Genomic DNA, 14272 nt, shown 5'->3' on the forward strand with positions numbered 1-14272 from the left:
GGAGCGGGCCGCGTGCGGGCCTAGTGCGCGTCCGCCGGAATCGCCTCCCGCGTGAGTCGCCTCCGGAACACCCAGTACGTCCAGGCCTGGTAGGCGAGCACGAGCGGCAGCGTGAAGACGGCGACCCACGTCATGAGCTCGAGCGTCTTCTCGGAGCTCGCAGCCCCCTCCACCGACATGGAGTAGGCGGGGTCGATGCTCGACGCCATGAGGTTCGGGAACATCGACATGAAGATCGCCAGCAGTGCGAACGCGATCGCGATCGCGTTGCCGGTGAAGGCCCAGCCCTCGCGCCCGAGCACGTTCGCCACCCATGCGACGATGAGAGCGACGGCGGCCACCGCGGAGCAGAGCACCACGACCCACAGCGTGGGGCTGCTGGTGTGCTGCATGATCGTCCATCCGAGAAAGACGGCGCCCGCGAGGATGGCTGCAGCGCCGACCTTCTTGGCGAGGTCGCGAGCTCGATCGCGCATGTCGCCTGCGGTCTTCAGCGAGATGAACACGAGGCCGTGCGTGAAGGTGATGAGCAGCATCGTGATCCCGCCCAGCAGTCCGTACGGGTTGAGCAGGGTGAGGAGCGTGCCCTGGTAGATCCAGCCGCCGTTCTCCATGGGCTCGATCGGCAGCCCCTGGGCGAGGTTCGCGAATGCGACGCCCCAGAGCAGCGGCGGCACGACCGATCCCCAGAAGATGAACTGGTCGAACCAGCGGGTCCAGGCGCGCCCCTTGCCCTGGTGCCGGTACTCGAAGGAGACGCCGCGCAGGATGAGCGCGACGAGGATCACGAGGAGCGCGAGGTAGAAGCCCGAGAACATCGTCGCGTACCACTCGGGGAAGGCGGCGAAGAGCGAGGCGCCCGCGACGATCAGCCAGGTCTCGTTCAAGTCCCAGACGGGTCCGATGGTGTTGATGATGAGGCGGCGGTCGGTGTTGTCGCGGCCCAGGAACGGCAGTGACATGCCGACGCCGAAGTCGAATCCGTCGAGCACGAAGTACCCGATGAGCATGGCCCCGACGATGAAGAACCAGAGTGTGGTGAGTTCCATGTCCGTCTCCTAGTAGACCGTGGCGAGCTGCTGGTGGTCGGCATCGCCCGGCTTGCCGTCGGCGTCCGTGCTAAGGGCGATCTCGGGCGGGCCCTCCTTCGCGGCTTTCGTGATGAGCTTGAACTCGACGACCGCAAGCGCCCCGTACACGATGGTGAAGACGAGCATCGAGATCAGCACCGCCCAGCCCGGCACTCCCGGCGATACGCCCTGCTCGGTCGTCATCACCCCGAACACGATCCAGGGCTGCCGGCCCATCTCGGTGAAGACCCAGCCGACGAGCGACGCGAGCATCGGGAGCGGGGCGGTCCAGATGGCGACCTTCCACGCCCAGTCGGGCAGGTCCATGTTCTTGCGGGTGATCCAGAGCCCGACCGCGGAGACGAGGGCCGCGAGTGCGCCGAGCCCGATCATCCAGCGGAAGGCCCAGTAGGTGACCCAGATGATGGGCGCGAACTGCCCGTCGGTCGGGCACGTCAGCAGCGAGTCGGCGCCGCAGTACTGCGCGGTGTACTCCGCCTGCAGGTCGCGGATGCCCTCGACCGACCCGTCGAACGTGCCGTTAGAGAGGAACGAGAGGAGGTAGGGGATGCGGATCGAGAAGATCTCGTGCGCTCCGTCGGGGGTGCCGAGGCTGAACAGGGAGAAGGAGGCGTCGGCTCCGGAGGACGTCTCGTAGTGCGCCTCGGCGGCGGCCATCTTCATCGGCTGGGTCTGGGTCATCACCATGCCGAGCGAGTGCCCGGTGAGGCCGACGCCCATGAAGGCGATGAGATTGGTCCATGCGCCGAAGCGCAGCCCCGTGCGCATCTCGTCGAGGTACTGACCGCGGCGCAGGTGCCAGGCGGCCGTCGAGACGACGACGACCCCGGCGAACATCACCGCGGCGAAGATGGTGTGCGGGAACTGCGTCACCGCGACCGGGTTCGTGAGCACCGCGCCGATGCTCTCGAGCTCGGCGCGACCGCGCTCCTCGTTGATGGTGAAGCCGTCGGGGTTCTGCATGAAGGCGTTCGCCGCGAGGATGAAGTAGGCGGAGGCCACGGTGCCGAGCCACACGGACCAGATGGTCATCAGGTGGATCTTCTTCGGCAGCTTGTCCCACCCGAAGATCCACAGGCCGATGAAGGTCGCCTCGAAGAAGAACGCGATGAGGCCCTCCATCGCGAGCGGCGCGCCGAAGATGTCGCCGACGAAGCGGGAGTAATTCGACCAGTTCATGCCGAACTGGAACTCCTGCACGATGCCGGTGACGACGCCCATGGCGAAGTTGATGAGGAAGATCTTGCCGAAGAGGCGCGTGAGCCGCAGGTACTTGACCTTGCCGGTCTTCACCCATGCGGTCTGCAGAATGGCGACGAGCAGGCACATGCCGATCGTCAGCGGGACGAAGATGAAGTGGTACAGCGTCGTCAGGCCGAACTGCCACCGCGATAACGTCAGAGGATCGAAGAACTCGTTCATGTACTGCTCCCGAACGAAGGTCGCGCGCCCCACCGAGGGTGCACTCCCTTAGTGAGATCCGCCACGAGATGTCATTCTCGCCGGAGCCATCGGCTGGATGCCGACTGGCTCAATTTTAGCGTTTCTGTGAATCTCCTGCGAATGCGCTTCGGCTTCGAGCCATATTTCACTCGACGCCGAACGGAATATCTCTCGACGTCGAGCGGTCGACCGGCGGGCCCGGCTGAGGGTCGGCCCCGCCGCCGTCGTTACACTCGGGAGCGTGACCGACTTCCTGAGCGCAGTGATCGAGTGGCTCCGCGACCTGGACCCGGTGCTGCGCACCCTGCTCGCGGGCGTCGGCATGATGCTCGAGACCTCCATCTTCGTCGGGCTCGTCGTGCCCGGCGACACCATCGCCCTCGTCTCCGCGATCGGAGTGACCTCGTCCACCGAGTTCGTCTGGCTCGTGATCGCCCTGGTGCTCGGGGCCATCGCGGGCGAGAGCCTCGGCTTCCTCCTCGGCCGCTGGGCCGGCCCGCGCATCCGCGCGAGCCGCGCCGGGAGACGGCTCGGAGAGCGCAACTGGCGGATCGCCGAGCACTACCTCGGGGAGCGCGGCGGGATCGCGGTGTTCCTCTCCCGATTCCTGCCGGTGCTGCACTCGCTGGTTCCGCTCACCGCGGGGATGGCGGGCATGCGGTACCTGCGATTCCTCGGCTGGACGGCATCGGCGAGCGTGGTGTGGGCGCTGATCGTCGTCACCCTCGGGTTCGGCGCCGCCGCCGGGTTCGATCGACTGGCCGATCGCGTGAAGGGCGCCGGGTTCGTGTTCGCCGGGTTCGCGGCGCTCGTCGCGCTCTCGATCTGGGGGGCGAAGAAGTGGTTCCTGCGCCGCGAGCAGCGCCATCTCGACCTGGCGGCAACCAGTGCATCGCCTGAGGATCCGCACCCGCCGACGCCCTAGACTGGGCGGGTGACTTCGCCGCCTCAGCCAGACCCCCGACCCCGCTTCGCGGCTCGACTGGAGGATTGGCTGCACAGCCGCCGAGCGCGGCGGGCGATCGCGCACGGCAAGAAGCCCTCCGTCATCCCCTACATCGGGTACGGCACGACCGAGTGGATGCGGGTGCTGGGCCGCGTGCTCTACCTGCGCCCCGAGAGTCGCGAGCACACGCGGTTCCGGCCCGACGTGGCCGAGGTGTCCCGCGTGCGCGGGTGGCGCACCTTCACCAGCCTCTCCGTTCCCCATCAGACCGTGCGCGTGCTCATCGACGGCGAGCCGGTCACCGAGGTGACCGCGGATCGCGGCGGCGTGATCGACGCCATGGTGCCCGTGCAGCTCGAGCCGGGGTGGCACACCGTCACGCTGCAGGCCGGCGACAGCGAAGCGGCGGACGCCCCCGTGAACATCGTCGACCCCGAGGTGGAGTTCGGCGTCATCTCCGACATCGACGACACGATCCTGCTCACCGCCCTCCCCCGGCCGTTCGTCGCGGCCTGGAACAGCTTCGTGCTCGACGAGCACGCGCGCTCCGCCACCCCGGGCATGGCCGTGATGCTCGACCACCTCATGGCGGAGCACCCCGGCTCCCCCGTGATCTACCTCTCGACGGGGGCCTGGAACGCCGCCCCCGCCCTCAGCCGCTTCCTCGCCCGCAACCTCTACCCGATGGGGCCGCTGCTGCTCACCGACTGGGGCCCGACCCACGATCGGTGGTTCCGGAGCGGGCGGGATCACAAGCGACGCGAGCTGCGCCGCATCGTGCAGGAGTTCCCGGGGGTCCGCTGGATCCTCATCGGCGACGACGGCCAGCACGACGAGGCGCTGTACCACGAGTTCGCGACGGTCCACCCCGAGAACGTCGCCGCCGTGCTCATCCGCCAGCTCTCCATCGGAGAGGCGGTGCTGGCCGGCGGCCGCTCGAAGGCGCGCCTGCACCGGAGCACGAGCGGCGTGCCCTGGGTGTACGGCCCCGACGGCGCCACGCTGCGCGAGGAGCTGCGCAAGCTGGGACTGCTGTGACCGGTCCGGTCACCCGGCCGTGGCGCCGGTTCGAGCGCGACCTCACGGGCCGCTTCACCGTGTCGGTGCGCCCCGCCTGGTGGCAGCTCGCCAAGGGAGCGGCCGCGGCGATCCTGACGTGGTTCATCTGCCTCGCGATCTTCCCCGCGCAGCTGCCCATCTTCGGCGCGATCGCGGCGCTGATCGTGATGCAGGACAATGTCGACCAGTCGCTCACCCGCGGCATCGAGCGGGTCGTGGGCGTGCTCGTGGGCGTGGGCGTCGCGATCGGGGCCGGGGCGCTCTTCGGCCCGCAGTCCTGGCTCTTCATCGCGGCCATCATCGTCGCGATGGGCGTGGGGTGGCTGCTGCGCATGACCCCGTCGGCCGCGAACCAGGTCGCGATCAGCGCGCTCCTGATGATCGCGCTCGGAGGTCTGCAACTGCACTACGGGGCCGAGCGACTCATCGAGACCGCGATCGGCGCGGCCATCGGTGTGCTGCTGAATGCTCTGATCGTGGCGCCGGTGCGCACCTCCTCGGTGCACCTCGCGATCGTCGACCTCACCGAGCACTCGGCGGAGGTGCTGCGCCGCATCGCCGACGCCCTCGACGAGCCCCGCGATCGGCCGTGGCTCGCGGAGATGCTCGCCGACGCCCGGGGGCTGCAAGACGAGCGCACCCGGGTGCATGCGCTGCTGCGCGAGGCCCGCGAGAGCCTCCGCTTCAACCCGCGCAGCCGGCGCTACCGCGAGGGGCTCGCCGACGACGACGCGCAGTTCCAGCGCCTGCAGCGCATCGTCACGCAGATCATCGGCATGGCGCGGGCGCTCGCGGACCTCTACGACCCCGAGCTGACCGAGGATCCGTTCGTGATCGGCATGGCCGAGGAGATGCGCCGTGCGGCGCACGATCTCGAACTCCTCGTGCCGGCCGATCCCGGTGCCGAGGCGGCGCCGGAGCCGCTCGCGCTGACCACGCCCCTCACCATTCCCCGGCCGAACGAGCGGCACTGGGTGCTCATCGGGTCGCTCATGGAGGATCTGCGCCGCGTGCGCGGCCGCATCACCGGTGAGCTCGACTGATACGGCGAACCGCCGCCCCGCGGACGCGGGACGGCGGTTTCGCATGATCGGCGCGCGGGCTACTGCTGCAGCGCTGCCTGCACGTCGAGCGTGATCGTCACGTCGGAGCCGAGCAGCAGGCCGCCCTTCTCGAGCGGAGCGTTCCACGTCAGGCCGAAGTCCTCGCGCTTGACCTGCGTCGTCGCGGTGAAGCCGGCCTTGTAGTTGCCGTAGGCGTCCTCGCCGAATCCGCCGAACTCGAAGTCGAACGTGACGGGCTTCGTGACACCGCGGAGCGTGAGGTCGCCGTCGACGAAGAAGGAGCCGTTCTCCTCGCGCACGCCGGTCGACACGAAGGTGAGCTTCGGGAACTCGTCGGCGGCGAAGAAGTCGCCCGTGGCGAGGTGGCCGTCGCGGTTCTTCTCGTTCGTGTTCACCGAGGCGACGTCGGCGCTCGCCGTGACGCTCGACTCGAGCGGGTTCTCAGCCGTCGTGAAGGTCGCTTCGAAGCTCTCGAACTTGCCCTTGACCTTGCTGATGGCCAGGTGGCGAACCGAGAAGCCGACCTCGGAGTGCGTGGGGTCGATGGTCCAGGTTCCGACGCGGTACCCGGGGATCTGCTCTGCAGTGATGGACATATCGTGCCTTTCGTGTAGCGGTGCTGGGTCTGCTGAGCACAACTATTACATGCAAACGAATATTCCCGGGCCGCGAAAAAACTTTCGGCGCCCCTAGCGCGGTCGTCGCTTCGCACTCTCGCGGGCGCGGTGCACCGCCTCATGCGTCTCGGCGACCGGATCGAACGAGCCGTATCGGCGCCGAGCCGCCTCCCCGATGAGGAAATCGCTGATCGCCGGATTCTTCGGAAGCAGCGACCCGTGCAGATAGCTGCCGATGACGTTCGCCGTGCGCGCGCCCTCGACTCCCGCGTCGGGGGCGTTGCCCGCGCCCTGCACCACCCGCCCGAGCGGCGCCGACCCCGGCCCGAGGCGCGTGCTGCCGCTGTGGTTCTCGTACCCGATCACCTCGCCGAACGCGTCGGTGTCGAGCACCACATTGCCGATCATCCGCTCCGTGCCGCCGAGCGTCTCGACGTCGAGCACCCCGATGCCGGTGAGCTCGTCGCCCGCGTGCGTGACGAAGCGGTGGCCGAACAGCTGGTAGAGCCCGCAGATCATCAGCATGGGCACGCCGTCCACGGCGAGCGCGCGGATGCCGTCGGCCCGCTGCGCGAGGTCGAGCGCGACGCGGCCCTGACCCGAATCCTGCCCGCCGCCGCCGATCACGATGTCGACGGTCTCGGGCAGCGCGTCGCCGGGGTTCACGTCGACGATGCGCGGCGTGAAGCCGTGCGCCGCCGTACGGCGGGCCAGGGAGAGCACGTTGCCGCGGTCGCCGTAGATGTTCATGTCTCGCGGGTAGAGCGAGACGATGACGAGTTCGCGCTCGATGTCGTTCACCAGACGTCCTCCACATCGGTCAGGTCCGCGAGCGCCCGCCTCAGCTCGAGCATCGCGGTGTAGGTGCAGTAGATGCGCCGCGGGCGGCCGACGGTCCGCTCGCGGAACGCGGTGAGCGCGCGCCGCAGGTCCTCCTCGACGTGCCCGACGGCGACGTCGTCGTGCTCGAGGCGGAGCGCCATGTCCCAGGCGCGCGTGCCCGCGACGGTGTCGACGCCCGCCGCGGAGAGCGACGTGAAATCGACGTCCCAGAGCCACGACATGTCGCGCCCGTCGGCGTACTGGTCGTTGATGGCGATCATGGCTGCGACGCCGTCGGCCGTGAACGAGGCGAGCCCGAGCCGGAAGCCGGCCGGGTTCTTCACCAGCACGAGTTCGAGCGGCTCGCCGTCGAGCACCAGTTGCTCCCCCCGCCCGAACGCTGGGCGGATGCCGGCGAGCGCCTCGATGAGCTCGGCGTTCGTCGCGGCCGCGCGCGCCGCGCCGCCGTCCGCCGCGAGCGGACCGGCCTCGAGGATCTGGCGCACGAGCGCGAGCGCCGCGGCGGCGTTGAACGTGTTGTAGAGCCCCTCGAGCTTCAACGAGGTGCGGTGCTCCTCGCCGTCGATGCCGAACCGCGCCTCGTGGTCGCCGATCTCGAGCAGCATCACATCGGCGGCGGGCCGCACGTCGCGCGGCTCCTCCCCGGCCTCCACCGTCACGCCGGGTTCGGCTGAGAGATGGAAGTCGTCGTCGCTCGGGAACGTCGCGAGCAGGGCGTTCGACAGACCGAACTCCCGCACGTCGACCCGGTCGCCGGCGCGGGCGCGCGTCAGCTCGCCGATCGCGGCGATCAGCCGGTCCTCCCGGTTCACGACGAGCCCCTCGGTCGTCGCGTCGGCGATGCGCTGCAGCAGCTTCGCCGTGGTGTCGATCTCGCCGAAGCGGTCGAGCTGGTCGCGGAGCACGTTCAGCAGCAGCGTGAAGCGCGGCGGCACGCGGTCGATGAAGTACATCGCGTGCGCCTCGTCGAGTTCGAGCACGGCGATATCGGCGTCGAGGCGGCCGCGCACGTCGCTCTCCTGGATCGCCGCGGCGACGACTCCGCGGGAGAAGTTGGATCCGGTGCGGTTGGTGAAGACCCGCAGGCCCCGAGCCTCGAGCAGCTCGACGACCATCTTCGTGGTGGTCGTCTTGCCGTTCGTTCCGCTGACGGCGACCACGCCGTAGGGCAACCGCCCCAGCACGCGCCCGAGGAACCCGGGGTCGAGCTTCTCGATGACGAGACCGGGCAGGGCTGAGCCGCCGCCGCGGAGCCGGGCGACCTGGCGCACCGTCTTGCCGACGACGGCCGAAAGCACATCACGCATGCGTCCAGCCTAGAGGCAGCGCCCGGCGCCGCCGAACGCGCACGCCGGGGCAGCCGCCTCCCGTCACTCGGCGGCGTGCCGCCCCGGAGGCCGGCCCCGGAGCTCCCGGGTGAGCAGCTCTGGCCGTACGCGGCCCGTCCGCTCGATGCGCTGCTCGCGGCGCCACGCGTCGATCGCCGCGTGGTTGCCGCTCAGCAGCACGTCGGGGATCGCGCGCTCGCGCCAGTTGGCGGGCTTCGTGAAGCTCGGGTACTCGAGCAGCCCATCCGCTTCGTGAGACTCCTCGACGAGGCTCTCCGGGTTGCCCACCACGCCGGGCACGAGCCTTCCGATCGCCTCGATCATCGCGATCGCGGCGACCTCTCCCCCGTTGAGCACGTAGTCGCCGATGCTGACGAGCCGCACGCGCCCCCGGCTCGCGTACTCGTCGAACACGCGCTGGTCGATGCCCTCGTAACGGCCGCAGCCGAACACGAGGTGGCGCTCGTCTGCGAGCTCGCGGGCCATCGCCTGCGTGAAGACCTCGCCGGCCGGCGACGGGAAGATGATGAGCGGCTCGGCGCCCGCCTCGGCGTCGCCCAGGATGCCGTCGAGCGCCTCGCCCCACGGCTCCGGCTTCATCACCATGCCGGCTCCGCCGCCCGCGGGCGTGTCGTCGACGGTGCGGTGCTTGTCGTGCGCCGAGTCGCGCAGGTCGTGCACGTGCACGTCGATGAGTCGGCGCTGGCGCGCCTTGCCGAGCAGCGAGAGCTCGAGTGCGTCGAAGTAGCCGGGGAAGATCGAGACGACGTCGATCCTCATGCCGACGGCCCCGTCGCGCCGCCCGGCTCCGGTTCGGCCGTGTCGTCGTGCTCCGAACCGCGATCCCCATCAGCGCGCGCGGAGCCGTCCGTGCCGTCGGATTCGGCCTCCGACGCGTCGAAGAGACCCGCCGGCGGCGTGACGCGCACGACGCCCGCCTCGATATCGACGCTCGGCACGATGGCGGTGACGAACGGCACGAGCACCGGGCCGGCGTCGGTCGTGACCACCAGCAGATCCTGCGCCGGGAGGTGCTGCACCTCGGCGACGACCCCGAGCTTCACGGGCGCCCCTCCGGGTTCGTCGGCGTCGCGCACCACGTCCAGCCCCACGAGCTGGTGGTGGTACCACGCGTCCTCCTCCTCGCCCTCGGCGACGGCCTGCTCGTCGATCCAGAGGATCGCGCGCACGATGCTCTCGGCAGCCGTGCGATCGGCGACCTCGGCGAAGAACGCGACGGGCGACTCGTTGAACCACCGGAGTTCGCGCATCGTGATCGTGCGACCGAACCAGGGCGAGCCCTCTGGCACCTGCAGGTGGAACTCGGCCCCGGGAACGAACCGGAGCTCGGGATTGTCGGTGAAGAGCTCGACCTTGAGGCCGCCCTTCAGCCCGTGCGGTTTCGTGAGGCGCCCGACGCGCAAACTCCCCGCCCCGCTCGCGGGACGGGGAGCGTGCACGCGCCCATTCGGCTCTGCCATCAGGCTTCAGGCTCCGCACCCTCGGCGCCGTCCGTGTCGACGACGTCGACGCGGACGCGCGCGCCGTCGGCGAGCGACAGCACGAGCGTGCGCAGTGACGACGCCGTGCGACCGCCGCGACCGATGACGCGGCCGAGGTCGCTCGGATGCACGCGCACCTCGAGCACGTCGCCGCGGCTCCCGTCGCGGGCATCGACGCGCACCCGCTCAGGGTGATCGACGATGCCGCGAACGAGGTGCGCGAGCGCCTCCGCGAGAGCCTGCTGAGTCACAGGCGTCAGGCCTCGGTCGACTCGTCAGCGGATTCCGCGGCCGGGGCCTCATCTGCTGCAGGGGCGGCCTTCTCGGCCTTGGGGCGCAGCACGGGCTTCTTCGCGGCGTCGGCCTCGAACGGAACCTTCGCCTCGGGGGCGAGGATCTTCGACTCGGTCTCGCCGGTGCCGGTGAACTTGCCCCAGTCGCCCGAGAGCTTGAGGATGGCGGCGACCTGCTCGGTCGGCTGCGCGCCGACGCTCAGCCAGTACTGCGCGCGGTCGGAGTCGACCTCGATGAACGAGGGGTTCTCGGTCGGGTGGTACTTGCCGATCTCCTCGATGACGCGGCCGTCGCGCTTGGTGCGCGAGTCGGCGACGACGATGCGGTAGTAGGGCGCGCGGATCTTGCCGAGGCGCTTGAGACGGATCTTGACAGCCATGATGACTCCTTGAATCGATGAACGACGCCGCGTCTCGTGCCGATTGGCCGGATCGCGGAAGCGTGGGCGCGCGAATTGCGCGAACCCGTCAATACTGCCACACCTGGGGCAGCATTGCAATTTTTGCTGCGACCGGGCTTTTTATCGCATGCCCTTGCCGAGCATCTGCTGCAGCTTCGCGAGATCCTCTTCGCTCGGCTGCCCCGCGCCGCCCGCACCGAGCCCGAAGCCGGTGCCGCTCTGACCGCCGCCGGCCGGCTTCGCGGCGATGCCCGCGGCCTCCTGCGCGCGCTTCGCCGGGTTGCCCGACTGCCGCTTGCCCTTGCCCTTCGCCGGCTGCTGCTTCTTGCGGCCGCCGCCCATTCCGGGCACCGGGCCCATGCCGGGGATCTGCGGCACGCCGCCGCGAGCCACGGTCTTCATCATCTTCGCCGCCTGCTCGAAGCGCTGCACGAGCTGGTTCACGTCGGTGACGGTCATGCCCGAGCCCTTGGCGATGCGCAGCCGTCGCGAACCGTTGAGCAGCTTCGGGTTCTCGCGCTCGGCCTTCGTCATCGACTGGATGATCGCCTCGGTGCGCACGATCTCGCGCTCGTCGAAGTTGTCGAGCTGCGACTGCATCTTGCCCATGCCGGGCAGCATGCCCATCATCTTCTTCAGCGATCCAGCCTTGCGCAGCTGCTGCATCTGCCCGAGGAAGTCGTCGAGGGTGAACGCGTCCTTCGCGATCTTCTCGGCGACCTTGCGCGCCTCCTCCTCGTCGAACGCGGACTGCGCCTGCTCGATGAGGGTGAGGATGTCGCCGAGGTCGAGGATGCGGCTCGCCATGCGGTCGGGGTGGAACGGCTCGAAGTCCTTCAGCCCTTCGCCGGTGGAGGCGAAGAGGATCGGCCGGCCGGTGACGCTGCGGATGGAGAGCGCGGCGCCGCCGCGCGCATCGCCGTCGAGCTTCGTGAGCACGACGCCGGTGAAGTCGACGCCCTCCTGGAAGGCCTGGGCCGTGGCGACGGCGTCCTGGCCGATCATCGCGTCGATGACGAAGAGCACCTCGTCGGGGTCGGTCGCCTTGCGGATGTCGGATGCCTGACGCATGAGCTCGGCGTCGACGCCGAGGCGGCCCGCGGTGTCGATGATGACGAAGTCGTAGTGCTTGGAGCGCGCCTCTGCGACGCCGCGCTTCGCGACCTGCACCGGATCGCCGACGCCGTTGCCCGGCTCGGGCGCGAAGATCTCGGCTCCGGCCTGCTCGGCGACGACGCCGAGCTGCGTCACCGCATTCGGGCGCTGCAGGTCGCAGGCGACGAGCAGCGGGGTGTGCCCTTGGTCGCGGAGCCACTTCGCGAGCTTGCCGGCGAGCGTCGTCTTGCCGGCGCCCTGCAGGCCCGCCAGCATAATGACGGTGGGAGGGTTCTTCGCGAACTGCAGCCGCCGCTGCTCGCCGCCGAGAATGGCGACGAGCTCCTCGTTGACGATCTGCACGACCTGCTGCGCCGGGTTGAGCGCCTGATTCACCTCGTCGCCGAGCGCGCGCTCCCGCACCTTCGCGGTGAACTCCTTGACGACGTCGAGCGCGACGTCGGCCTCGAGCAGGGCGCGACGGATCTCGCGGACCGTGCTGTCGACGTCGGACGCGGAGAGCTTGCCCTTCGACCGGAGGTTCTTGAGGGTGTCGGTCAGTCGCGCCGAGAGGTTTCCGAAAGTAGCCATAGCGGGTTCATTCTAGCCCGCATCGGGCCGGGGCTCGGCCCTCGTGAGCGGATCCTCCGGGAGGGGGCTCACGGGGCCGCATGCCGACCCGAGCGACGTGCGGGGCCGGAGCCGCCTACTCGTAGGTGTAGAACCCGCGGCCGCTCCCCTTGCCGAGGTACCCCTTGTCGATGTACTCGCGCTTCAGGTACTCGGCGAAGGCGCGTGCGCCCGGCTTCTCGCTGTCCTTGTTCAGCATGTAGGGAGTCATCATGCCGATCACGTCGAAGATCTGGAACGGGCCGAGCGGAGCCCCGGTGCCGATGCGCCACGTGCGGTCGATGTCCTCGGGGGTCGCGACGCCGCCCATGAGCAGCCCGCTCGCCGCGTCGAGCAGAGGCACGAGGAGCGAGTTCAGCACGTAGCCCGGCTGCTCCTTGAGCACGCGGATCGGCACCATCCCGATCTCCTCGGCGAACCGGGCCACGGCCTCGAAGGCCTGGGGGTCGGTGCCCGCGTGCCCCATCACTTCTCCGGTGTTGTTCTTCCACACCTCGTTCGCGAAGTGCAGCGCGAGGAACCGCTCGGGGTGGCCCGACGCGGGCGCGATGTCGCTCGGCAGCAGCGTGGAGGAGTTCGTGGCGAAGATCGTCTCGGCGGGCGCGAGCTCGCCGACGCGGCGCCACGTGTCGCGCTTGATCTCGAGATTCTCGGGCACGGCCTCGATCACGAGCTCGGCCTGCGCGAGCGCCTCGCCCAGGTCGGTGGTGGCGCGGATCCGGCCGACCGCCGCGTCGAGCTTCTCGGGGGTCGCGTCGGGCAGGTCGCGCAGGTAGAGCGGCTTCAGGTACGCCCAGCGCTCGGCGAGCTTGCCGATCGCCGCGTCGTCGATGTCGTAGGCGACGACGTCCTTGCCGAAGTAGGCCGCCTGGAAGGCGATCTGGGAGCCGAGTACTCCGGTGCCGAGTACGGTGAGACGCTGCATGATGACCCTTTCTCGATGTGCGGGCCCGGGTGAGGTCCGCTCCATCACCGGTCTACTCCTCCTCGCGCGATCCCGCTGCGGATTACGCGCACGGCGATCAGCCGATGAGCTGCTGGGCGAACACGTGCGGCGTGAAGCCGGTGAGGTCGCCGATGCCCTCGCCCTGCCCGACGAGCTTGACGGGAAGGCCGGTCTTCTCCTGCACGGAGAGCACGAACCCGCCCTTCGCCGATCCGTCGAGCTTCGTGAGCACGAGCCCGGTCACGCCGGCGTGCTGGATGAACGCCTCGGCTTGCGCGAGCCCGTTCTGGCCGGTCGTCGCGTCGAGCACGAGGAGCACCTCGGAGACCGGCGCCTGCTTCTCGATGACGCGCCGCACCTTGCCGAGCTCGTCCATGAGGCCGCCCTTCGTCTGCAGGCGGCCGGCGGTGTCGATGATGGCGATCTCGTACTCGGCGTCGATGGCGCGCTGCACCGTCTGGAACGCCACGGATGCCGGGTCCTGCCCGGCCTGCTGGGGCTTCACGATGTCGACGCCCGCGCGCTCGGCCCACGTCGCGAGCTGCTCGACCGCGGCCGCGCGGAACGTGTCGGCCGCACCGACGAGCACGCGCTTGTCGAACGCGGTCAGGTACTTCGCGAACTTGCCGATCGTCGTCGTCTTGCCGACGCCGTTCACCCCCACCACGAGGATGACCGCCGGCCGCTCCGAGAGGCGGAGCGTCGGATCGTACGCAGCGAGTCGCTCCTCGATGGCGTCGCGGAGCATGCGGCGCATCTCCGCGACCTCCGTGACGCGGTGGCGCTCGACGTCGGCGCGCAGCCCGTCGAGGATCGACTCGGTCACATCGGGGCCGAAATCGGCCGTGATGAGCGCGGTCTCGAGATCGTCCCAGGTCTCCTCGGTGATGAGCTCGGGCCCGCTGAAGAGATTGCGGAATGCTTTCGAGAAAGACCAGGATCGCTCTGCCATGCCCCCAGACTACCGCCGCCCGCGGCCCCTCCTCGGAGCGCGGTGCTCGCGCGAATTCGCAT

General features: G+C 69.6%; 15 protein-coding genes. 3 read left to right on the forward strand and 12 right to left on the reverse strand.

Going from position 1 to position 14272, the window contains the following annotated elements; genetic code table 11:
• Positions 1-20 precede the first annotated feature (20 nt).
• Together cydB and BLT44_RS11555 are read right to left on the reverse strand one after the other, a co-directional pair.
• Positions 21-1049, reverse strand: a complete 1029-nt coding sequence (cydB, locus tag BLT44_RS11550) for a cytochrome d ubiquinol oxidase subunit II (protein ID WP_010156909.1) — start codon at positions 1047-1049, stop codon at positions 21-23.
• 9 nt (positions 1050-1058) lie between these two features.
• Positions 1059-2513 carry a cytochrome ubiquinol oxidase subunit I gene (locus tag BLT44_RS11555; RefSeq protein ID WP_029608298.1) on the reverse strand — a complete coding sequence of 485 codons (1455 nt, stop codon included), beginning with the start codon at positions 2511-2513 and terminating at the stop codon, positions 1059-1061.
• Positions 2514-2775: 262 nt separating this feature from the next.
• Here BLT44_RS11555 and BLT44_RS11560 point away from each other — a divergent pair, with 262 nt between their 5' ends.
• The 3 genes from BLT44_RS11560 to BLT44_RS11570 are packed head-to-tail and all read left to right on the forward strand — an operon-like array spanning position 2776 to position 5582.
• Complete coding sequence (locus tag BLT44_RS11560) at positions 2776-3459, forward strand: DedA family protein (RefSeq protein WP_010156907.1); 684 nt, start codon at positions 2776-2778, stop codon at positions 3457-3459.
• 9 nt (positions 3460-3468) lie between these two features.
• Positions 3469-4518, forward strand: coding sequence for an App1 family protein phosphatidate phosphatase (locus BLT44_RS11565; protein ID WP_010156906.1), 1050 nt, complete (start codon positions 3469-3471; stop codon positions 4516-4518).
• Positions 4515-5582 carry an FUSC family protein gene (locus BLT44_RS11570; RefSeq protein WP_010156905.1) on the forward strand — a complete coding sequence of 356 codons (1068 nt, stop codon included), beginning with the start codon at positions 4515-4517 and terminating at the stop codon, positions 5580-5582. The genes BLT44_RS11565 and BLT44_RS11570 overlap by 4 nt, the downstream gene beginning before the upstream one ends.
• Positions 5583-5641: 59 nt before the next feature.
• Here BLT44_RS11570 and BLT44_RS11575 read toward each other — a convergent pair whose 3' ends face one another.
• The 10 genes from BLT44_RS11575 to ftsY all read right to left on the reverse strand — a co-directional run bounded on the left by BLT44_RS11575 (position 5642) and on the right by ftsY (position 14210).
• Positions 5642-6199 carry a YceI family protein gene (locus BLT44_RS11575; RefSeq protein ID WP_010156904.1) on the reverse strand — a complete coding sequence of 186 codons (558 nt, stop codon included), beginning with the start codon at positions 6197-6199 and terminating at the stop codon, positions 5642-5644.
• 93 nt (positions 6200-6292) lie between these two features.
• Complete coding sequence (locus BLT44_RS11580; protein ID WP_010156903.1) at positions 6293-7021, reverse strand: type 1 glutamine amidotransferase; 729 nt, start codon at positions 7019-7021, stop codon at positions 6293-6295.
• A complete protein-coding gene (locus BLT44_RS11585; RefSeq protein ID WP_010156902.1) occupies positions 7018-8370 on the reverse strand; it encodes a Mur ligase family protein in 1353 nt (450 codons plus the stop codon). Before BLT44_RS11585 ends, BLT44_RS11580 begins: the two co-directional genes overlap by 4 nt.
• A 63-nt stretch (positions 8371-8433) precedes the next feature.
• Complete coding sequence (gene trmD / locus BLT44_RS11590; protein ID WP_010156901.1) at positions 8434-9171, reverse strand: tRNA (guanosine(37)-N1)-methyltransferase TrmD; 738 nt, start codon at positions 9169-9171, stop codon at positions 8434-8436.
• Positions 9168-9872, reverse strand: coding sequence for a ribosome maturation factor RimM (rimM, locus tag BLT44_RS11595; protein ID WP_081473329.1), 705 nt, complete (start codon positions 9870-9872; stop codon positions 9168-9170). The genes trmD and rimM overlap by 4 nt, the downstream gene beginning before the upstream one ends.
• On the reverse strand, positions 9872-10144 hold the full coding sequence (locus tag BLT44_RS11600) for an RNA-binding protein (RefSeq protein ID WP_010156899.1): 273 nt from the start codon (positions 10142-10144) through the stop codon (positions 9872-9874). The genes rimM and BLT44_RS11600 overlap by 1 nt, the downstream gene beginning before the upstream one ends.
• 5 nt (positions 10145-10149) lie before the next feature.
• Entirely contained in the window at positions 10150-10566 is a 417-nt protein-coding gene (gene rpsP, locus BLT44_RS11605) for a 30S ribosomal protein S16 (protein ID WP_010156898.1), read from the reverse strand.
• 141 nt (positions 10567-10707) lie between these two features.
• Positions 10708-12273, reverse strand: coding sequence for a signal recognition particle protein (ffh, locus tag BLT44_RS11610; RefSeq protein WP_010156897.1), 1566 nt, complete (start codon positions 12271-12273; stop codon positions 10708-10710).
• Between the two features lie 115 nt (positions 12274-12388).
• Positions 12389-13237 (reverse strand): 3-hydroxyacyl-CoA dehydrogenase, encoded by an 849-nt coding sequence (locus BLT44_RS11615; protein WP_010156896.1) that lies wholly within the window; start codon positions 13235-13237, stop codon positions 12389-12391.
• A gap of 97 nt (positions 13238-13334) precedes the next feature.
• Entirely contained in the window at positions 13335-14210 is an 876-nt protein-coding gene (gene ftsY, locus BLT44_RS11620; protein WP_010156895.1) for a signal recognition particle-docking protein FtsY, read from the reverse strand.
• Between the last annotated feature and the right edge of the window lie 62 nt (positions 14211-14272).

This window comes from Leucobacter chromiiresistens, from assembly GCF_900102345.1.
In the GTDB taxonomy this organism is placed as follows: domain Bacteria; phylum Actinomycetota; class Actinomycetes; order Actinomycetales; family Microbacteriaceae; genus Leucobacter; species Leucobacter chromiiresistens.

Coding starts and splice junctions, on each gene's coding strand:
- cydB (WP_010156909.1), bottom strand. CDS start 1,049: ATGGAACTCACCACACTCTGGTTCTTCATCGTCGGGGCCATGCTCATC.
- BLT44_RS11555 (WP_029608298.1), bottom strand. CDS start 2,513: ATGAACGAGTTCTTCGATCCTCTGACGTTATCGCGGTGGCAGTTCGGC.
- BLT44_RS11575 (WP_010156904.1), bottom strand. CDS start 6,199: ATGTCCATCACTGCAGAGCAGATCCCCGGGTACCGCGTCGGAACCTGG.
- BLT44_RS11585 (WP_010156902.1), bottom strand. CDS start 8,370: ATGCGTGATGTGCTTTCGGCCGTCGTCGGCAAGACGGTGCGCCAGGTC.
- trmD (WP_010156901.1), bottom strand. CDS start 9,171: ATGAGGATCGACGTCGTCTCGATCTTCCCCGGCTACTTCGACGCACTC.
- rimM (WP_081473329.1), bottom strand. CDS start 9,872: ATGGCAGAGCCGAATGGGCGCGTGCACGCTCCCCGTCCCGCGAGCGGG.
- rpsP (WP_010156898.1), bottom strand. CDS start 10,566: ATGGCTGTCAAGATCCGTCTCAAGCGCCTCGGCAAGATCCGCGCGCCC.
- ffh (WP_010156897.1), bottom strand. CDS start 12,273: ATGGCTACTTTCGGAAACCTCTCGGCGCGACTGACCGACACCCTCAAG.
- BLT44_RS11615 (WP_010156896.1), bottom strand. CDS start 13,237: ATGCAGCGTCTCACCGTACTCGGCACCGGAGTACTCGGCTCCCAGATC.
- ftsY (WP_010156895.1), bottom strand. CDS start 14,210: ATGGCAGAGCGATCCTGGTCTTTCTCGAAAGCATTCCGCAATCTCTTC.